Raw genomic sequence first — 20,676 nt, forward strand, 5'->3', positions numbered from 1 at the left:
TTCGCTAACGGTTTTTTTATGCCCATACCTCAGTTTGTTGAATATATTTCTCTAGAAAAAAAATACGCTACACATACCGTGAAGGCATATGAAGATGATTTGAAATCATTTCAAGGTTTTTGTCAAGAGGTTTTTGATGATACTAACCTTATTTCCATAAATTATAATCAAATACGTTCGTGGATTGTTCTTCTGGTTGACCAAGGAATATCTAATAGAAGTATCAATAGAAAGATAAGCTCCTTAAAAGCTTATTATAAATTCTTGTTGAAGACACAGCAAATAGATCACGATCCGCTGGTAAAACATAAGGCATTAAAAGTTGGAAAACGAGTTCAGGTACCTTTTACTCAAAAAGAGATAGATGAAGTCATTTCAAGTCTTAAAGAAGGCAATGATTTTGTTTCACTAAGAAATAGATTAATTGTTGAATTATTTTATTCAACAGGCATGCGAAGAACTGAACTTATTAATCTAACTATTAGCGATATTGATTTAGCAAATAATTCCCTAAAGGTTTTAGGTAAGAGAAACAAGGAACGTATCATTCCTTTACTGATTTCTGTTGAGCAAAGTATCAGATCATATCTTGATTTAAGAAAGGGTTTTGACACCAGACATGATAGCTTACTCATTACTGAAAAAGGAAATAAAATTTACGGAACGCTTGTTTATAGAATAATTAATAGTTATTTTAGTACGGTCTCTTCAAAGGTAAAAAAGAGTCCGCATGTTATAAGACACTCTTTTGCTACACATTTATTAAATGAAGGGGCAGACTTAAATTCAGTCAAAGAATTACTCGGTCATTCAAGTTTGGCTTCTACACAGGTATACGTTAATACTAGCTTGAATGAATTAAAAAAAGTGTATAACCAAGCTCATCCGTGGAGCTCTAAAAACTAAATGCCTATGAGAGTAAATGTTCAGTCAGTAAATTTTTCGGTAGATGGAAAACTGGTAAAATTTATTGAAAGTAAGATTCAAAACTTAGATAAATATTATGACAGAATTATAGGTTCTGATGTGTATTTAAAAGTTCAGAATACTAGTGAAAAAGAAAATAAGATTACAGAAATTAAAGTAAGTATACCTGGTGATGAATTGATTGTAAAAAAGCAATGTAAAAGCTTTGAGGAAGGCGTAGATTTAGCTGCAGATTCATTGCGAAGACAATTGAATAAAAAGAAGGAAAAACAAAGGGCGCACCATTTGTAAAAATTCTTTAAAATAACTTTAAAAAGTTTTGTAGAAAAAATAAAACTTTATACATTTGCAAACCGTTAGAAAAAGCGGTTTGTTTTTTTATGTAAAAAAACGAAAAAATGCCGATATAGCTCAGCTGGCTAGAGCAGCTGATTTGTAATCAGCAGGTCGTGGGTTCGAGTCCCTCTATCGGCTCAAAAACAAGTAAAAGGTTTACCCTAAAAAGTAAACATGTTCTTTGAAGAAAATTTTTGTTGGGGAGATACCAAAGCGGCCAACTGGGGCGGACTGTAACTCCGCTGTCTTTCGACTTCGTAGGTTCGAATCCTGCTCTCCCCACATTATTTTTTATTGACAGGATATATTAAAAATTATTGCGGGAGTAGCTCAGTTGGTAGAGCGTCAGCCTTCCAAGCTGAATGTCGCCGGTTCGAACCCGGTCTCCCGCTCTTTTTTTAAGCCGGTGTAGCTCAGGGGTAGAGCGTTTCCTTGGTAAGGAAGAGGTCACGGGTTCAAATCCCGTCATTGGCTCAAAAACAAATTAAATTACAAATTATATATAACTAAGATTTAAATTAAATAATCATGGCAAAAGAAACTTTTGATCGTTCCAAACCACACTTAAATATTGGTACTATCGGTCACGTAGATCACGGTAAAACTACTTTAACCGCGGCTATCACTAAAGTATTAGCTGAGAAAGGTCTTTCTGAAGTAAGAGACTTTGATCAAATTGATAATGCTCCTGAAGAGAAAGAAAGAGGTATTACAATTAATACATCTCACGTTGAGTATCAAACAGCTAACCGTCACTATGCACACGTTGACTGTCCTGGTCACGCGGATTATGTAAAGAACATGGTAACTGGTGCTGCTCAAATGGACGGTGCTATCTTGGTGGTTGCTGCTACTGATGGCCCAATGCCTCAAACTCGTGAACACATCTTATTAGGTCGTCAGGTAGGTATTCCTCGTATCGTTGTTTTCTTAAACAAAGTTGATATGGTTGATGACGAAGAACTTTTAGAATTAGTAGACATGGAAGTAAGAGAATTACTTTCTTTCTATGAGTATGATGGAGATAACACTCCTGTAATTCAAGGTTCTGCTTTAGGTGCTTTGAATGGTGAAGACAAGTGGGTGGAAACAGTTGTTGAATTAATGGATGCTGTTGATACTTGGATTGAAGAGCCAACTCGTGAAGTTGAGAAAGATTTCTTAATGCCAATTGAAGATGTATTCTCAATTACTGGTCGTGGTACTGTTGCTACTGGTAGAATTGAAACTGGTGTTGCTAATACTGGTGATGCTGTAGATATCATTGGTATGGGGGCTGAAAAGTTAGCTTCTACTATTACAGGTGTTGAAATGTTCCGAAAGATATTAGATAGAGGTGAAGCTGGTGATAACGTAGGTATCTTATTAAGAGGTATTGAGAAGACTGATATCAAAAGAGGTATGGTAATCTGTAAGCCAGGTTCTGTAACTCCACATGATAAGTTCAAAGCTGAGGTTTATATCCTTAAGAAAGAAGAAGGTGGTCGTCACACACCATTCCATAATAACTATCGTCCACAGTTCTATGTAAGAACAACTGACGTAACTGGTACTATTAACTTACCTAGCGGTGTAGAAATGGTAATGCCAGGTGATAACTTGACAATTGAAGTAGACTTACACCAGCCAATCGCAATGAATGTTGGTTTACGTTTTGCTATCCGTGAAGGTGGTAGAACTGTAGGTGCTGGTCAGGTTACTGAGATTTTATAAAACGCCTAAAAAGGTTTTAGTTTATATATAGAATAGGTGCTTCTTTGAAAAGGGAAGCACCTTATATTCTATACGGGTGTAACTCATTTTGATAGTTTTTTTCAAGTAGGTAAAACCCCATAAACGGGTTTAGCTCATCCCGATAGCTATCGGGAGGTATAGCAAAACTTAAATACGGGTTTAGCTCAGTTGGTAGAGCACTGGTCTCCAAAACCAGGTGTCGGGAGTTCGAGTCTCTCAACCCGTGCAAAAGTAAAAGAGTAATGAATATTGTAGAATATTTTAGAGAATCATTTAAAGAGTTGAATACAAAAGTAACTTGGTTGCCTATGTCTGAAGCTCAAAAAAGTACAGTGGTAGTAGCTATTTTCTCTGTACTATTCGCTTTAGCTGTATTTGGTGTTGACAAAGTGTTTCAATTAGGATTAGAGCAATATTTTAATCTATTTTAATTTAAATTATGATTATGACTGATTCTGTAATGAAATGGTACGTAGTGAGAGCTATAGGAGGTCAAGAAAATAAAGTAAAGACCTATATTGAAAATGAAGTGGCTCGTGTTGGGCTTGCTGATCAAGTGGCTCAAGTATTAGTACCTACAGAAAAAGTTATTCAAATTAGAAATGGTAAGAAAGTAAATAAAGAACGTGTTTACTTTCCTGGATATATTATGGTTGAGGCAAACCTAAGTGGTGAATTGCCTCACGTTATAAAATCGGTAACTGGTGTTATCGGATTTTTAGGAGAAACCAAAGGTGGTGATCCTGTGCCTTTACGAAAGTCTGAGGTAAATAGAATGTTAGGTAAGGTTGATGAATTGGCAGTACAGAATGAAAATGTAGCCATTCCTTATATCATAGGAGAAACAGTAAAGGTAATTGATGGTCCGTTTAACGGATTTGATGGTACTATAGAAAAGATAAACGAAGAAAAACGTAAGCTTGAAGTAATGGTAAAGATTTTCGGAAGAAAAACACCATTAGAATTAAGCTATATGCAAGTAGAGAAAATTTCATAAATGTTACATATTTAGATTGGTATAAAAGCTTCCAAAATTTATACAAATCATAACATTAAAGTTTAAAAAATGGCAAAAGAAGTTAGTAAGGTTGTAAAATTACAAGTTCGTGGAGGTGCTGCAAACCCTTCACCACCTGTTGGACCTGCTTTAGGTGCTGCCGGAGTAAATATCATGGAGTTCTGTAAGCAATTTAATGCGAGAACTCAAGATAAGCCTGGTAAAGTATTGCCAGTAGCAATTACAGTGTATACAGATAAGTCTTTTGACTTTGTTATTAAAACACCACCTGCTGCTGTTCAAATCTTAGAAGCTGCTAAAGTAAAGAAAGGTTCTGGTGAGCCTAACCGTAACAAGGTTGCTACTGTAACTTGGGATCAATTGAGAGTGATTGCCGAAGACAAAATGCCTGATTTGAATGCATTTACCGTAGAGTCAGCAATGAAAATGATGGCTGGTACTGCAAGATCAATGGGTATTAAGGTTAAAGGAAACGCTCCCGTTTAAATTTTATAATTTTATAGAAAATGGCAAAATTAACTAAAAAGCGAAAGGAAGCAAAAGCTAAAGTAGATGCTAATAAGGCATATTCTTTAACTGAAGCCTCTGCTTTAGTAAAAGAGGTAACAAATGTAAAATTTGATGCTTCTGTTGACCTGGCTGTAAGATTAGGGGTAGATCCTAGGAAAGCTGATCAGATGGTACGTGGTGTTGTAACATTGCCACATGGTACCGGTAAAGAAGTAAAAGTTTTAGCATTGGTTACTCCAGATAAAGAAGCAGAAGCTAAAGAAGCTGGAGCTGACTATGTTGGCTTAGATGAATACCTTCAAAAAATTAAAGGAGGTTGGACAGATGTTGATGTTATTGTAACAATGCCTAGTGTAATGGGTAAGTTAGGACCATTAGGAAGAATTTTAGGTCCTAGAGGTTTAATGCCTAACCCAAAGACAGGTACAGTTACAATGGATGTTGCAAAGGCTGTTAAAGATGTAAAAGGTGGTAAAATTGATTTTAAGGTTGATAAAACTGGTATAATACATGCTGCAATTGGTAAGTCGTCTTTTGACGCTGACAAAATTCAAGGCAATGCCAATGAGTTACTTCAAACTATTATCAAATTGAAGCCTAATACTGCTAAAGGTACATATATTAAAAGTATCTATATGTCAAGTACTATGAGTCCTGGCATTGAGATAGATGCCAAATCAGTTGTTGTATAAGCAAGTTAAATTTTTGAATTATGACTAGACAAGAAAAAGCACAAGTAATAGATAATTTAACAAGCCAATTAACTGATAGTAGCGCAATTTATCTTGCTGATATTTCAGGATTAGATGCTTTAAGTACTACAAATTTACGTAGAGCCTGTTTTAAGGCTGACGTTAAATTGGCAGTTGTTAAAAATACATTGCTTTCTAAAGCAATGGAAAAAGTTGATAAGGACTTTGGTGATTTACCTGAGACATTAAAAGGAAATACTTCTTTAATGGTTTCTGAAACTGGTAATGCACCGGCTAAAGTAATTAAAGAATTCCGTAAGAAATCTGATAGGCCTATACTTAAAGGAGCTTATATTGAAGAATCTGTATATGTTGGTGATGACCAATTAGATTCATTAGTAAATATTAAGTCTAAAGAAGAATTGATAGGTGAAATCATTACAATATTACAGTCTCCTGCTAAGAATGTTATTTCTGCATTACAATCAGGTGGTGGTAAATTGTCAGGAATTTTACAAACCTTATCAGAAAAATAATAAACACGCACAATAACTAAAATAAAATTAAAACAAACTAAAATGGCAGAGTTAAAAGAATTCGCAGAACAATTGGTTAACTTAACTGTAAAAGAAGTTAATGAATTAGCAGATATTTTAAAAGAGGAGTACGGCATTGAGCCTGCTGCTGCAGCTGTTGCTGTGGCTGGTCCTGCAGCTGGTGGTGGTGAAGCAGCTGGTGAAGAGAAGTCAGAATTTGACGTAATCTTAACTGCACCAGGTGGTTCTAAGTTAGCTGTAGTTAAATTGGTTAAAGAATTAACTGGTTTAGGTCTTAAAGAAGCTAAAGGGATTGTAGATAGCGCACCTGCACCTATAAAAGAAGGTGTATCTAAAGATGAGGCTGAAGGTCTTAAAAAATCTTTAGAAGAAGCTGGAGCTGAGGTTGAGTTAAAATAATCTCAATCCCATCCTGTTGTTCACAAAGCGGGATAGGGAAAACCAATAAAGGTTTAGGTCATTTGAAGATGTTCAATGGCCTAAACCATTTTGTGTATATAGTCGTTCTTAGTTAAAGAATAGTTTTTTAATTAAAAATTTTCTCCATTGTCAACACACAAGAGTACTGAAAGAGTAAACTTCGCATCAGCCAAAAATGTAACTGACTATCCAGACTTTTTAGATATTCAGATTAAATCATTCCAAGATTTCTTCCAATTAGAAACGAAGGCCGATGAAAGAGGGGATGAAGGTTTATTTAAAACATTTTCAGATAATTTCCCAATAACAGATACTAGAAACCAATTTGTATTAGAGTTTTTAGACTACTTTGTTGATCCGCCAAGATATTCAATTCAAGAATGTATTGAAAGAGGATTAACGTATAGCGTACCATTAAAGGCACGTTTAAAATTATATTGTACTGACCCAGAGCACGAAGATTTTGAGACCATCGTTCAAGATGTGTATTTAGGCGTAATTCCTTATATGACCCATAGTGGTACTTTTGTGATCAATGGTGCTGAACGAGTGGTTGTATCACAATTACACAGATCTCCGGGTGTATTCTTTGGTCAATCTTTCCATGCAAATGGTACTAAATTATATTCTGCAAGAGTAATTCCTTTTAAAGGTTCTTGGATAGAATTTGCTACTGATATCAATAGTGTAATGTATGCATATATTGATAGAAAGAAAAAGTTACCTGTAACTACTTTGTTTAGAGCTATTGGTTTTGAGCGTGATAAAGATATTCTTGAAATTTTTGACCTTGCTGATGAAGTAAAAGTATCTAAGTCTGGTCTAAAAAGATATCTAGGTCGTAAACTGGCAGCAAGAGTATTGAAAACATGGCATGAAGATTTTGTTGATGAAGATACTGGAGAAGTAGTGTCAATTGAGCGTAATGAAATCATTTTAGATCGTGATACGATTCTTGAAAAGGAGCATGTTGAGCAGATTTTAGAGTCAGGTACCAAGACTATTTTATTGCACAAAGAAGATGATAACATGGGTGACTATGCTATCATTCATAATACATTGCAAAAAGACCCTACAAACTCTGAAAAAGAGGCTGTAGAACATATATATCGTCAGTTGCGTAATGCTGAACCACCAGATTATGAAACTGCAAAAGGTATTATCAATAAATTATTCTTTTCTGATCAACGATATAACTTAGGAGAGGTTGGTCGTTACAGAATGAATAAAAAGCTAGAGCTTGATATTGATATTGATCAAAAAGTATTAACACAGCAAGATATTATTACCATTATCAAGAACTTGATAAGACTGGTAAATTCAAAAGCTGAAGTTGATGATATTGACCACTTATCAAATCGTCGTGTGCGTACGGTAGGTGAGCAGTTAGCAGGCCAATTTGGTGTTGGTCTATCTCGTATGGCCCGTACTATTCGTGAACGTATGAATGTGCGTGATAATGAGGTGTTTACACCAATTGATTTGATCAATGCAAAGACATTATCATCTGTAATTAACTCATTTTTTGGTACAAACCAATTATCTCAGTTTATGGATCAAACCAATCCATTGGCAGAGATTACACACAAACGTCGTTTATCGGCATTAGGTCCTGGTGGTTTATCAAGAGAGCGTGCTGGTTTTGAGGTTCGTGATGTTCACTTTACACACTATGGTCGCTTATGTCCAATTGAAACTCCTGAAGGCCCAAACATTGGTTTGATATCTTCATTGGCAGTATATGCTAAGGTAAATAATCTTGGATTTATTGAGACACCTTACCGTGAGGCTACTGAAGGAAAAATTGATGTTAAAAAGGAGCCAATATATTTAAGTGCTGAAGAAGAAGAAGGTAAGAAAATAGCGCAGTCTAATTTAGATTTAGATAGTGACGGTAAGATTACTTTAGATAAAGTTGTTGCTCGTGAGGAAGGTGACTTCCCATTAGTAGCTCCTGAAGAAGTTGATTATATGGACGTAGCGCCAAACCAAATTTCTTCAATATCTGCATCATTAATTCCTTTCTTAGAACATGATGATGCAAACCGTGCTTTAATGGGGTCTAACATGATGCGTCAGGCAGTGCCTTTAATGCGTCCTGAGTCTCCAATTGTTGGTACTGGTTTAGAGCGTAGAGTGGCGACTGACTCGAGAATTTTGATCAACGCAGAAGGAAATGGTGTTGTAGAGTATGTAGATTCTGATAAGGTTACAATTAAATATGATCGTTCTGATGAGCAAAAATTAGTAAGTTTTGATGAAGATGAAAAGACATATGAGCTAATTAAATTCAGAAAGACAAATCAAGGTACTTGTATTAACCTCCATCCTATTGTTCAAAAAGGAGATAAGGTTAAGAAAGGTCAGGTACTTTGTGAAGGATATGCTACTGAAAAAGGTGAATTGGCATTGGGTAGAAATATGAAAGTTGCCTTTATGCCTTGGAAAGGATATAACTTTGAGGATGCGATTGTAATCTCTGAAAGAGTTGTTCGTGAAGATGTATTCACTTCTATTCACATTGATGAGTATTCATTAGATGTTCGCGATACCAAATTAGGAGCGGAAGAACTGACAGCTGATATTCCAAACGTTTCTGAAGAGGCCACTAAAGACTTAGATGAAAACGGAATGATTCGTATTGGTGCTGAAGTAAAACCTGGTGATATCCTTATCGGAAAGATCACTCCTAAAGGTGAATCAGATCCTACACCTGAAGAGAAGTTACTGCGTGCAATCTTTGGTGATAATGCAGGTGATGTGAAAGATGCTTCATTAAAAGCATCACCATCATTAAAAGGTGTGGTAATAGACAAGAAATTGTTCCAAAGAACAATAAAAGATAAGGCGAAGAGAAGTCATGATAAGGAAGAACTTGAGAGATTAGATGCTGATTTTACAAATAAATTTGGCGTTCTAAAAGATAGACTTGTTGAAAAGCTTTTTGCGTTAGTAAACGGAAAAACTGCTCAAGGTGTTCAAAATGACTTGGGTGAAGAAATTTTACCAAAAGGTAAGAAGTTCACCTTAAAAATGTTAAATGCTGTAAATGATTTTGAGCACTTAACGAAAGGTACTTGGACTACTGATAAGAATACAAATAAGTTGATCAGTGAATTAATTCACAATTATAAGATCAAAGTTAGTGACTTACAAGGAGCATTGCGTCGTCAGAAGTTTACAATTACAGTTGGTGATGAATTGCCAGCAGGTATCGTAAAATTAGCGAAAATTTACATTGCTAAAAAGCGTAAGCTTAAAGTTGGTGATAAGATGGCGGGTCGTCATGGTAATAAAGGTATCGTTGCGCGTATTGTGCGTCAGGAAGATATGCCATTCTTAGAAGATGGAACTCCTGTAGATATCGTATTGAATCCATTAGGTGTACCATCACGTATGAATATTGGTCAGATTTATGAGACTGTTCTTGGTTGGGCAGGTCAGAAATTAGATCAGAAATACGCAACACCAATTTTTGATGGCGCTTCTATTAATGAGATTACTGATCTTACAAATAATGCTGGTGTCCCTGAATTCGGTCATACTTATTTATATGATGGTGGAACTGGTGAGCGTTTTGATCAACCTGCAACTGTAGGTGTGATTTATATGATCAAACTAGGTCACATGATTGAAGATAAGATGCATGCACGTTCTATAGGCCCTTACTCATTAATTACGCAACAACCATTAGGTGGTAAAGCACAGTTTGGTGGTCAACGTTTTGGTGAGATGGAAGTTTGGGCATTAGAAGCATATGGTGCTTCTAGTACATTAAGAGAGATCTTAACAGTGAAGTCTGATGACGTACTAGGTAGGGCTAAAACATATGAGTCTATCGTAAAAGGTGAACCTATGCCAGAACCTGGATTACCAGAGTCATTTAACGTATTAATGCACGAGTTAAAAGGACTTGGCTTAGACGTTAGATTAGAAGAATAAATTTAGAAAGTAGCAGGAAAAATTCCTGCTACTTTTACCATATCATTTTTACATTTAATTCGATTGCACTATCATGGCAAAACAAAAAGAAAAATATACTGTAAAAAAATTTAATAAAATTTCTATCGGTTTGGCTTCTCCTGAGTCTATCTTAGAGAAATCACAAGGTGAAGTTTTAAAACCTGAAACCATAAATTATCGTACACACAAACCAGAAAGAGATGGTTTGTTTTGTGAGCGTATTTTTGGTCCTATAAAAGATTATGAGTGTGCTTGTGGTAAGTACAAACGTATTCGTTATAAAGGGATTATCTGTGACCGTTGTGGTGTTGAAGTAACTGAAAAGAAAGTTAGAAGAGATAGAGTAGGTCATATTAATCTAGTAGTACCAGTAGCACACATCTGGTATTTCAGATCATTACCTAACAAGATGGGATACCTTCTAGGCTTACCATCTAAGAAGTTAGATATGATTATCTACTACGAGCGTTATGTAGTAATTCAACCAGCCGGTGCTAAAAATGCTGAAGGAGAACCATTGCAAAAAATGGATTTCTTAACGGAAGAAGAATATTTAGATATTCTTGAGACATTCCCAATTGAGAACCAATATTTAGATGATTCTGATCCTGAAAAATTCATTGCTAAGATGGGTGCAGAATGTCTTATTGACTTATTGGCGCGTATCGATCTTGATGAATTATCATACCAATTAAGACATAAAGCAAATACAGAAACGTCTAAGCAGCGTAAAATGGAAGCATTGAAGCGTTTAAACGTTGTAGAAGCTTTCCGTGAAGCAAATAGAAACAGAGAAAATAAACCTGAGTGGATGATCATGAAGGTTGTACCTGTTACGCCTCCAGAATTACGTCCGTTAGTGCCGTTAGATGGTGGTCGTTTTGCTACCTCTGATTTGAACGATCTATACCGTCGTGTGATTATTCGTAACAATCGTTTAAAAAGATTAATGGAGATCAAAGCTCCTGAAGTAATCTTACGTAATGAAAAACGTATGTTGCAAGAATCCGTTGATTCTTTATTTGATAATACGCGTAAGTCTTCAGCGGTAAAAACTGAATCTAATAGACCTTTAAAGTCATTATCAGATTCACTTAAAGGTAAACAAGGACGTTTCCGTCAAAACCTATTGGGTAAGCGTGTTGATTATTCTGCACGTTCAGTAATTGTTGTAGGTCCTGAATTGAAATTATATGAGTGTGGATTGCCAAAAGATATGGCAGCAGAATTATACAAGCCTTTTATTATCAGAAAGTTAATAGAAAGAGGTATTGTTAAGACTGTAAAATCTGCTAAGAAGATTATAGATAAGCGTGAGCCTGTAGTATGGGATATCTTAGAGAATGTATTGAAAGGACATCCTGTATTATTAAACCGTGCTCCAACGCTTCACCGTTTAGGTATTCAGGCATTCCAGCCTAAATTAATTGAAGGTAAAGCAATCCAATTGCACCCATTAGTATGTACGGCATTTAATGCTGACTTTGATGGTGACCAAATGGCAGTGCACTTACCATTAGGACCAGAAGCTATTCTTGAAGCACAATTATTAATGTTGGCTTCGCATAGTATTTTGAATCCGGCTAACGGTTCACCAATTACAGTACCTTCTCAAGATATGGTTCTTGGTCTTTATTATATGACCAAAGAGCGTAAATCAACTAAGGATCATGTGGTAAAAGGTGAAGGAAGTACATTTTATTCTCCTGAAGAGGTAACTATTGCTTTTAATGAAAAGAAAGTTGACCTAAATGCAGGGATTAAAGTACGTACAAAAGACTTTAATGAAGAAGGAGAACTAACAACGCAAATCATTGAAACTACTGTAGGTAGAGTTTTATTTAATGAAGTTGTTCCTGAAGAAGCAGGTTATATCAATGAAGTATTAACCAAAAAATCTTTAAGAGATATTATTGGTAATATTTTAAGAGTAACAGATGTTCCAAGAACAGGTCAGTTCCTTGATTCAATCAAGGATATGGGTTATAAGTTCGCTTTCCAAGGAGGGTTATCATTTAGTTTAGGCGATATTATCATACCAGAAGAAAAGCACAAAATGATTGCTGACGCTAACGATCAAGTTGATACCATCATAGCTAGTTATAACATGGGTATGTTAACTAATAAAGAACGTTACAATCAGGTAATTGATATTTGGGGATCTACCAATAATAAATTGACAGAATTGTCTATGAAACGTCTTCGTGAAGACCAACAAGGGTTTAACTCAGTTTATATGATGTTAGATTCTGGAGCGAGGGGATCAAAAGAGCAAATTCGTCAGTTAACTGGTATGCGTGGATTGATGGCTAAGCCTAAGAAGTCTACTGCTGGCGGTGGTGAAATTATTGAAAACCCAATTCTTTCTAACTTTAAAGAAGGACTTTCAATTCTTGAATACTTTATCTCTACTCACGGTGCTCGTAAAGGTCTTGCAGATACAGCATTAAAAACTGCAGATGCAGGTTATTTAACACGTCGTTTGGTTGATGTTTCTCAAGATGTGATCATTAATGAAGAAGATTGTGGTACATTAAGAGGTTTAGAAGTTAAAGCCTTAAAGAAGAATGAGGAAGTGGTTGAAACATTAGGAGAGCGTATTCTAGGACGTGTATCGTTAAATGATGTGATTAACCCATTAGATGAAGAAGTTTTAGTAGAAGCTGGTCAAGAAATTACAGAAGATATAGTTAAGAAGATTGAGGTTTCTCCAATAGATATGGTTGAAGTACGTTCTGCATTGACTTGCGAATCTTCTAGAGGTATCTGTGGTAAATGTTATGGTCATAGTCTTTCTACAAAGAAAATGGTTCAAAAAGGTGAGGCCGTTGGTGTAATTGCTGCTCAGTCAATTGGTGAGCCAGGTACGCAGTTGACATTACGTACATTCCACGTAGGTGGTATTGCAGGTAACATTTCTGAAGAGAATTCATTAACTGTTAAGTTTGATGGAGTTGCTGAAATTGATGAGTTACGTACTGTAAAGGGTCTTGATAATGATGGTAATGAAGCTGATATTGTAATTTCAAGAACATCTGAAGTAAAAATAATTGATAAGAATACAGGTATTACTTTAAGTACAAATAATATTCCTTACGGTTCTTTCATATCTATTAAAGATAAAGCTAAAGTTAAGAAAGGTGATGTTATTTGTAAATGGGATCCATACAATGGTGTAATCGTTTCTGAATTCCAAGGTAAGGTAGCTTTTGAAAATATTGAGCAAGGAATAACTTATCAAGTTGAAATTGATGAACAAACCGGTTTCCAAGAAAAAGTAATCTCTGAATCCAAGAACAAGAAAGTAGTACCTACTTTAATTGTTCAGGACACCAAAGGAGAAGTACTAAGATCTTACAGTTTACCTGTAGGAGCGCACTTAATGGTTGAAGAAGGTGAAAAGATTGATGCCGGTAAGGTACTTGTAAAAATACCAAGAAAATCTGGTAAAGCAGGAGATATTACTGGTGGTTTACCACGTGTAACGGAGTTATTTGAAGCACGTGATCCATCAAACCCTGCTGTTACATCAGAAATTGATGGTGTAGTAACGTTTGGTAAGATTAAACGTGGTAATCGTGAGATCATCGTTGAGTCTAAAACTGGTGATATTAAGAAGTATCTAGTAAAGCTTTCTAATCAGATTCTTGTACAGGAAAATGACTTTGTAAAAGCTGGTATGCCTTTATCTGATGGTGCAACTACACCAACAGATATCTTGAAAATTAAAGGACCATCTGCCGTTCAGCAGTATTTGGTAAATGAAATTCAGGAAGTGTATCGTTTACAAGGTGTAAAGATCAATGATAAGCACTTTGAAGTAGTTGTACGTCAAATGATGCGTAAAGTAAAAATTGTTGATTCAGGTGATACTATGTTCTTAGAGAGTCAGTTGGTACATAGTAATGATTTCATGGAAGAGAATGATAATATCTACGGAATGAAAGTGGTTGAAAACCCTGGTGATTCTGAAAACTTAAAAGCGGGTCAGATTATTTCTGCACGTAAATTAAGAGATGAGAATTCTATATTACGTAGAGCTGATAAAGCCTTGGTAGAAGCCAGAGATGCGGTTCCTGCAACAGCAGAGCCTGTATTACAAGGTATTACAAGAGCGTCATTACAAACGAAATCATTTATTTCAGCTGCATCGTTCCAAGAGACAACTAAAGTATTGAATCAAGCTGCCGTAAATGGTAAGATTGATTATTTAGAAGGTCTTAAGGAAAATGTAATTGTAGGTAAGAAGATTCCAGCAGGTACAGGTATGCGTGAATATGACCACTTAATTGTAGGTTCAAAAGAAGAAATAGATAGCTAAGTAATCATGGCAAAGCAAGATAAAAAACAACAAAATCAATTAAATATTGAGTTAGATGAGCAGGTAGCTGAAGGCACCTATGCTAATTTGGCCATTATCAATCATTCAGTATCTGAATTTGTTGTAGACTTTATTAATGTAATGCCTGGAACACCAAAAGCAAAAGTAAAATCTAGAATTATATTAACGCCACAACATGCAAAACGCTTAACAAAAGCATTGGCAGATAATGTAACTAAGTTTGAAAGTGCTCATGGTGAGATTAAGGATTACGAGCAACCTCCTATACCTTTGAATTTTGGGCCGACAGGACAAGCATAAATAAGAAAAACGCCGAACAAAATGTTCGGCGTTTTTCATTTGTAAAAAATAATTTTAATTTATTTTCTAAAATTTCGGGAATTTTTAAATGTTGATTGTTTTATATACGAATAGTAAAATTATTAACGTAAAATTAGAATTAGCCTATAAACGAAAAAAACAATTAAAAGAGGGGAAATGCCTTAGCAATGCTAAGGTATTTTTTTTGGTTAAACCGTACCACCTATTGCTTTCAATTCAACTTTTAATTCTTGAAACATGGTTACAATGCTACTGAGTTTTAATTCATCTTTATCATATTCTTGAGTATTAATACAACAAGTAAATTCCCAAACTTCTAATATATCCTCTATTTTCACTTCGTATGGTGCATAAGATTTATTATCAGAATAGAGTAAGAGACTTTTTCGATCTTTAATACGATTGTAGATACGTTTATAAACTAAACCATCTTCTTTGGTTAGTACAATATAAGTTCTTCCGTCTTTGACATCCTTAATATCTTCTAAAAATCTAGCTACAATAAAAGAGCCATCCTTTACGGGCAACATAGAATCTCCTTTTATAGGGAAAGCTCTGTGCGTTCCTGTAGGTAAAAACGGTAATTTTATTTTTTGTAATTGTTCTATATATTCAGGATCAGCATACCCTTTTAAGTACCCCGCAGAAGCTTCATTTTGAATTATTTCAATATATTCTTCATCTTGATTATTAATAGTAATTGGAAACAAAACCCGCTTATTGCCAACTTCAATAAAAGATTGATTTTTTGATTTTCTTAAGTCAATTTTAATTAAGATATCTATTGAAATATTCATGTATTTTGATAAGTCAATAAGCTTATCAATAGAAGGTTCTGTTCTTCCGGACTCAAAGGAAGCAATCATGGCTCTACTCCATTTCAACTCTTCAGCAAAATACTCCTGAGAAAAACTTTTTAACTCTCTTAAGTGACGAATGTTTGTTGCTATATAGTTCATGATGTTTCAAAATTAAACAATAATTGTGTTAAAATGAAACTAACTTTGATAAAAATTTAAATTCTAAAATTGTATTTAAACTGCCATACATACTTTAGTCTTCGATACGGTACAATAAAACCTAAAGAGCTGTTGAAACTAGCAGCAGAAAATGGTATTAATACATTAGCATTGACAGATATTAATACTACTTCAGCATGTCTTGATTTTGTGAGAATGTCTTCAAAATATGGTATTAAACCTCTTATAGGTATTGATTTTAGAAATGGAGCCAATCAACAATTTGTATTACTGGCTAAAAACAATAGCGGATTTCAACAGATCAATACCTATCTATCTATTTTTCTTCACGACGCTTCTCTAAGAGTACCAGAAAGGCCTATTGATATAGAAAATAGTTATGTAATTTATCCTTTTAAAAAAGGCATTGATTATGAATTAAGAGCAAATGAATACCTAGGTGTTACTCCTGAAGATATAAATAGATTAAAATTTTCTAAATGGAATGATCAACTTAATAAGTTAGTCATTTTAAGAACAGTTTCTTTTCAAAATAAGAGGGGATTTAATACGCATAGACTTTTACGTGCTATTGATAATAATACATTGTTGAGTAAATTACCTGAAAGTGAACAAGGTTGTGAGACTCATCAATTCTTATCTATAGAGAAACTAAAAATTATTTATGCTGATTATCCTGAACTGATTGCAAACACACAGCATATTTTAGATGATTGTTGTATTAAATTTGATTTTTCTCAAAAAACACCCAACAACCAACGATCTTACACAGGTAATGAAGTATTAGATTATAGATTGCTAGAGAAATTAACCTATAAAGGATTGACTTACCGATATAATGATCCTGATGAAGATATTTATAAACGTATTGAAAAAGAATTGAATATTATTAAAGAGAAAGGGTTTGTTTCTTACTTTCTAATTAATTGGAAAATTCTAAAATATGCACGTAGTAAGGGTTATTTTTATGTAGGTAGGGGTAGTGGTGCAAATAGCATTATAGCTTATCTGTTACGAATCACAGATGTTGACCCAGTAGAGTTGGATCTGTACTTTGAAAGATTTATAAACCTGTACCGTAAAAATCCTCCTGATTTTGATATAGATTTCTCATGGGCAGATAGAGATGATATTACTGATTTTATTTTTAGAAGATTTAAGAACACAGCACTTATTACTGTTTACAACACCTTTAAGTTCAGGGCTTCAGTTCGTGAATTGGGTAAGGTATTTGGGCTTCCAAAATCTGAAATGGATGTATTGACAAGAGGAAAGTATAATTTTAATCATCTAGATAAACTTTCTCAATTGGTAATTAGATACAGTCAGTATATTCAAGGATTTCCTAATTACTTGGGTATTCATGCTGGCGGTATTTTAATTTCAGAGAAACCTATTCATTATTATTGTGCCACCTTTTTACCTCCTAAGGGATTTACCACTACTCAGATAGATATGGTTGTAGCAGAAGATATCGGGCTGTATAAATTCGATATTTTGAGTCAACGAGGCTTAGGAAAAATAAAAGATACTGTTGAAATAGTTAAATACAATCGTCCAGAAAAAAAGCCTATAGATATTCATGATATTAAGCGATTTAAGAAAGATGAAAAGATTAAGTATTTGCTTAAAAATGCAAAAGCCATAGGGTGTTTTTATGTTGAATCTCCAGCAATGCGTATGCTACTCAAAAAGTTGCAGGTAGATAATTATTTAGGGCTGGTAGCAGCTAGTTCAGTTATTCGTCCTGGAGTTGCTAAATCAGGAATGATGCGTGAATATATTTTACGATATCGAAATCCTAAAAGACGTAAAGATGCACATTCAGTATTATTAAATATTATGCCTGAAACCTATGGAGTGATGGTCTATCAGGAAGATGTGATTAAAGTAGCGCACTATTTTGGAGGTTTAAATTTAGGAGAAGCAGATATGCTACGTCGTGGTATGTCAGGTAAATTTCGTTCGCGTGATGAATTCTTAAAAGTAAAGCAACAATTTTTTGACAACTGTAAAGCAACAGGAAAGTCAGAAGTATTGACAGCTGATATATGGCGACAAATAGAAAGTTTCGCTGGCTATGCATTTGCTAAAGGGCATTCAGCTTCATATGCGGTAGAGAGCTATCAAAGCCTTTTCTTAAAAGCATATTATCCTTTAGAATATATGGTGGCAACACTTAATAATGGGGGTGGCTTTTATAGAGCAGAACTCTATGTACATGAGGCAAGAATGCATGGTGCTCAGATAGAAGCTCCTTGCATCAATAATAGTCATCATTTAACAGTTATTCATAGAAAAACTATTTATTTAGGATTTGCTTTTTTGCACTCATTAGAGTCAAATACAATTCAAAAAATTCTTATAGCAAGAAAACAGAACGGTGTTTTTTTAAGTTTAGATGATTTTATTGATCGCGTTTCTATTTCAGTAGAACAAATAGCTATTTTAATAAAGATCAACGCGTTTCGATTTACAAAAATCAATAAGCGTGAATTGTTGTGGAATGCACATTTAAAGATTAGTAAAGTATCTCTACAAGAAGATATTATAACCTTATTTAAAGCGGAGCATGTTTCTTATGAGATACCTAAATTAAAAAGCACAGTTTTAGAAAATGCTTTTGATGAATATGAGCTGTTGGGGTTTCCATTATGTAATCCATTTGAATTACTGGCAAAACCTCAACAGAATTTTTTGAAAGCTAAAGAATTGCCTCATCATAAGAATAAAGTAGTTACCATTGAAGGATATTTGGTTACTACTAAAAACACATCAACTTCTACAGGAAAAGCGATGCATTTTGGTACTTTTTTAGATAGAGATGGAGATTTTATTGATACAGTACACTTTCCGCCGGTAGCAGCCAAGTATCCCTTTAGGGGAAAAGGAATTTATAGTATTAAGGGGAAAGTAATAGAAGAATTTGACTGCGTTAATATTGAGGTTATTTCAATGTGTAGAAAAGCTATTATTGAAGATCCCAGATATGCTGATGAAAAGAAAAAAGCGGCAGTGTAATGTCTAACAATAGAGCTATAGTACATATGGATTTAGATACTTTTTTTGTGTCTTGCGAACGACTTTTAGATAGTAAACTTATAGGCAAACCTGTATTAATAGGAGGAACCTCAGATAGAGGTGTAGTAGCTTCATGTAGTTATGAAGCACGTAAATTTGGTATTCACTCTGCTATGCCCATGCGTATGGCTAAAAAATTGTGTCCTGAAGCTATTGTACTGAGAGGTAATTCAGGGGTATATTCTAAGTTTTCAGATAATGTGACAGAAATTGTTAAAGAGAGTGTTCCGTTATATGAAAAAACTTCAGTTGATGAATTCTATATAGACTTAACCGGAATGGATAAGTTCTTTGGTTGTCATAAGTTGGCTTCAGAGTTACGGCAACGTATTATTAAAGAAACTGGCTTACCTATTTCCTTTGGTTTATCAATTAATAAAACAGTCTCAAAAGTTGCTACTGGTGAGGCTAAACCCAATAATCAAATTCGTATCCTAAAAGGAACAGAAAAACCATTTTTAGCACCACTTTCTGTTAGAAAAATACCTATGGTAGGTGAAGTTACTTATAAATCATTATGTGATTTAGGTGTTAAGCGTATTAGTACTATACAGCAAATGCCCTTGAAATTAATGCATAAAGTACTTGGTAAAAATGGTATTACTATTTGGAAAAAAGCCAATGGTATTGATAATTCTCCGGTAGTACAATACCATGAGCGAAAGTCTATTTCTACAGAACGTACTTTTGATAGAGATACTACTGATGCAGAGAAACTAAAAGGTATTATTATAGCAATGACAGAAAATTTGGCATACCAACTAAGACGGGGTAATAAACTAACGGCTTGTATTACTTTTAAAATTCGCTATTCTGATTTTCAAACATATACTATACAAAGACGAATACCTTATAGTTCTATAGATAGTTCTATTACACCAGTAGTCTTAGATTTGTTCAAAAAACAATATAATAGGCGCTTATTAGTACGATTAGTAGGGGTCAAGTTTAGTCATTTGGTAGAGGGAGGGCATCAAATCAATTTATTTGAAGATGATGAAAAACTAATAAACCTTAGTCAGGCTATAGATAAAATGCGTGAACGTTATGGTGATCGTTCAGTTATTTCAGCTGCAGGCATGGAAGCAAAAAGTATTAGTAGGTGGAACCCTTTTACAGGAGAACCGCCACCTTTATTGGCTAATAGGAGGAGGTAATGATTAATTGAGTATAAGTTACCTGAGCCAAAAAAATTTTTAAAAAATTTAATATAGCCTTTGTATCTTCGAACTATGATTGAATGTGAATTTGTAATTAGAGATCCTAAAATATCTTGGGTAAATAGAATAATATTTGCGTTTACCTTTTCTTTACTTTTCACATTAATTTTTTATGCTACCAAAAACAATTTCATAAAAAAAATGACCATTCAAGATGCAGCATACACAAGTGTCCATGCAATTGTATTTTTTTTTGCATTTGTAATATTTCTTCTACCAATGGTAATAAGAAAGTATATTCACTTTAATTTTTCGAAGAGAAAAATACAGCATAGTTATTCTATTGGCTTATTCAAGTTTAATGAGAGGTGGCAAGATTTAACCGATCTTGAATATATTTCAGTTTTTAATACTGAAAACGGATATGAAGTAAATCTACGGTATAAAAAAAATAATATAGTAAACTTATTTGTTTTAGAGGATTTTGATCAAGTATTTAAAAAAGCACTTTTCTTTTCTGATAAATTGAACATTGACCTAGTAGATGCGAGAGAGCGAGGATATCACAAGCGTGTGAATATAGATATTTATAAAGAAACAGGAAAAATTGAATACTTAGATTAATTTTTGAAATC

General features: G+C 34.3%; 16 protein-coding genes and 5 tRNA genes. 20 read left to right on the plus strand and 1 reads right to left on the minus strand.

Going from position 1 to position 20,676, the window contains the following annotated elements; translation table 11 throughout:
- Nucleotides 1-18: 18 nt before the first annotated feature.
- From AC1EU5_RS08120 to AC1EU5_RS08200, 17 genes are all read left to right on the plus strand, one after another.
- Nucleotides 19-906: a tyrosine-type recombinase/integrase gene (locus tag AC1EU5_RS08120; protein ID WP_480191880.1), complete on the plus strand. Its 888-nt coding sequence runs from the start codon at nucleotides 19-21 to the stop codon at nucleotides 904-906.
- 6 nt (nucleotides 907-912) lie between these two features.
- Entirely contained in the window at nucleotides 913-1,218 is a 306-nt protein-coding gene (hpf, locus tag AC1EU5_RS08125) for a ribosome hibernation-promoting factor, HPF/YfiA family (protein WP_480191881.1), read from the plus strand.
- 109 nt (nucleotides 1,219-1,327) lie between these two features.
- Nucleotides 1,328-1,401 (plus strand) — tRNA-Thr (locus AC1EU5_RS08130).
- Between the two features lie 61 nt (nucleotides 1,402-1,462).
- A tRNA-Tyr gene (locus AC1EU5_RS08135) sits at nucleotides 1,463-1,545 on the plus strand.
- A gap of 37 nt (nucleotides 1,546-1,582) precedes the next feature.
- A tRNA-Gly gene (locus AC1EU5_RS08140) sits at nucleotides 1,583-1,655 on the plus strand.
- Between the two features lie 10 nt (nucleotides 1,656-1,665).
- Nucleotides 1,666-1,737: transfer RNA gene (locus AC1EU5_RS08145), tRNA-Thr, on the plus strand.
- Nucleotides 1,738-1,791: 54 nt separating this feature from the next.
- Nucleotides 1,792-2,976 carry an elongation factor Tu gene (gene tuf, locus AC1EU5_RS08150; protein ID WP_480191882.1) on the plus strand — a complete coding sequence of 395 codons (1,185 nt, stop codon included), beginning with the start codon at nucleotides 1,792-1,794 and terminating at the stop codon, nucleotides 2,974-2,976.
- 174 nt (nucleotides 2,977-3,150) lie between these two features.
- Nucleotides 3,151-3,223, plus strand: a tRNA-Trp gene (locus tag AC1EU5_RS08155).
- 16 nt (nucleotides 3,224-3,239) lie between these two features.
- Nucleotides 3,240-3,428, plus strand: a complete 189-nt coding sequence (secE, locus tag AC1EU5_RS08160; protein ID WP_480191883.1) for a preprotein translocase subunit SecE — start codon at nucleotides 3,240-3,242, stop codon at nucleotides 3,426-3,428.
- A gap of 14 nt (nucleotides 3,429-3,442) precedes the next feature.
- The gene (nusG, locus tag AC1EU5_RS08165) at nucleotides 3,443-3,994 is read left to right on the plus strand and encodes a transcription termination/antitermination protein NusG (protein WP_480191884.1); all 552 of its coding nucleotides are present in this window, start codon (nucleotides 3,443-3,445) and stop codon (nucleotides 3,992-3,994) included.
- A gap of 69 nt (nucleotides 3,995-4,063) precedes the next feature.
- Complete coding sequence (gene rplK / locus AC1EU5_RS08170) at nucleotides 4,064-4,501, plus strand: 50S ribosomal protein L11 (protein WP_480191885.1); 438 nt, start codon at nucleotides 4,064-4,066, stop codon at nucleotides 4,499-4,501.
- Nucleotides 4,502-4,521: 20 nt separating this feature from the next.
- On the plus strand, nucleotides 4,522-5,217 hold the full coding sequence (rplA, locus tag AC1EU5_RS08175) for a 50S ribosomal protein L1 (RefSeq protein WP_480191886.1): 696 nt from the start codon (nucleotides 4,522-4,524) through the stop codon (nucleotides 5,215-5,217).
- A 20-nt stretch (nucleotides 5,218-5,237) separates the two neighbouring features.
- On the plus strand, nucleotides 5,238-5,753 hold the full coding sequence (gene rplJ, locus AC1EU5_RS08180; RefSeq protein WP_480191887.1) for a 50S ribosomal protein L10: 516 nt from the start codon (nucleotides 5,238-5,240) through the stop codon (nucleotides 5,751-5,753).
- Nucleotides 5,754-5,795: 42 nt separating this feature from the next.
- Nucleotides 5,796-6,173, plus strand: coding sequence for a 50S ribosomal protein L7/L12 (gene rplL, locus AC1EU5_RS08185; protein WP_480191888.1), 378 nt, complete (start codon nucleotides 5,796-5,798; stop codon nucleotides 6,171-6,173).
- A 147-nt stretch (nucleotides 6,174-6,320) separates the two neighbouring features.
- Complete coding sequence (gene rpoB / locus AC1EU5_RS08190; RefSeq protein WP_480191889.1) at nucleotides 6,321-10,136, plus strand: DNA-directed RNA polymerase subunit beta; 3,816 nt, start codon at nucleotides 6,321-6,323, stop codon at nucleotides 10,134-10,136.
- 73 nt (nucleotides 10,137-10,209) lie between these two features.
- Nucleotides 10,210-14,478 carry a DNA-directed RNA polymerase subunit beta' gene (rpoC, locus tag AC1EU5_RS08195; protein ID WP_480191890.1) on the plus strand — a complete coding sequence of 1,423 codons (4,269 nt, stop codon included), beginning with the start codon at nucleotides 10,210-10,212 and terminating at the stop codon, nucleotides 14,476-14,478.
- Between the two features lie 6 nt (nucleotides 14,479-14,484).
- A complete protein-coding gene (locus AC1EU5_RS08200) occupies nucleotides 14,485-14,799 on the plus strand; it encodes a DUF3467 domain-containing protein (RefSeq protein WP_480191891.1) in 315 nt (104 codons plus the stop codon).
- A gap of 209 nt (nucleotides 14,800-15,008) precedes the next feature.
- Here the strand turns inward: AC1EU5_RS08200 and AC1EU5_RS08205 are convergent, their stop codons facing one another.
- On the minus strand, nucleotides 15,009-15,779 hold the full coding sequence (locus AC1EU5_RS08205) for an XRE family transcriptional regulator (protein ID WP_480191892.1): 771 nt from the start codon (nucleotides 15,777-15,779) through the stop codon (nucleotides 15,009-15,011).
- A 69-nt stretch (nucleotides 15,780-15,848) separates the two neighbouring features.
- On the opposite strand from AC1EU5_RS08205, the gene AC1EU5_RS08210 reads away from it, so the two are divergent.
- The 3 genes from AC1EU5_RS08210 (at nucleotide 15,849) to AC1EU5_RS08220 (ending at nucleotide 20,665) form a co-directional block, all read left to right on the plus strand.
- A complete protein-coding gene (locus tag AC1EU5_RS08210) occupies nucleotides 15,849-18,821 on the plus strand; it encodes a DNA polymerase III subunit alpha (protein WP_480191893.1) in 2,973 nt (990 codons plus the stop codon).
- Complete coding sequence (gene dinB, locus AC1EU5_RS08215) at nucleotides 18,821-20,038, plus strand: DNA polymerase IV (RefSeq protein ID WP_480191894.1); 1,218 nt, start codon at nucleotides 18,821-18,823, stop codon at nucleotides 20,036-20,038. The genes AC1EU5_RS08210 and dinB overlap by 1 nt, the downstream gene beginning before the upstream one ends.
- A gap of 282 nt (nucleotides 20,039-20,320) precedes the next feature.
- Nucleotides 20,321-20,665 (plus strand): hypothetical protein, encoded by a 345-nt coding sequence (locus tag AC1EU5_RS08220; RefSeq protein ID WP_480191895.1) that lies wholly within the window; start codon nucleotides 20,321-20,323, stop codon nucleotides 20,663-20,665.
- The last annotated feature ends 11 nt before the right edge of the window (nucleotides 20,666-20,676 follow it).

It is taken from the genome of Maritimimonas sp. 2405UD52-3, assembly GCF_056591715.1.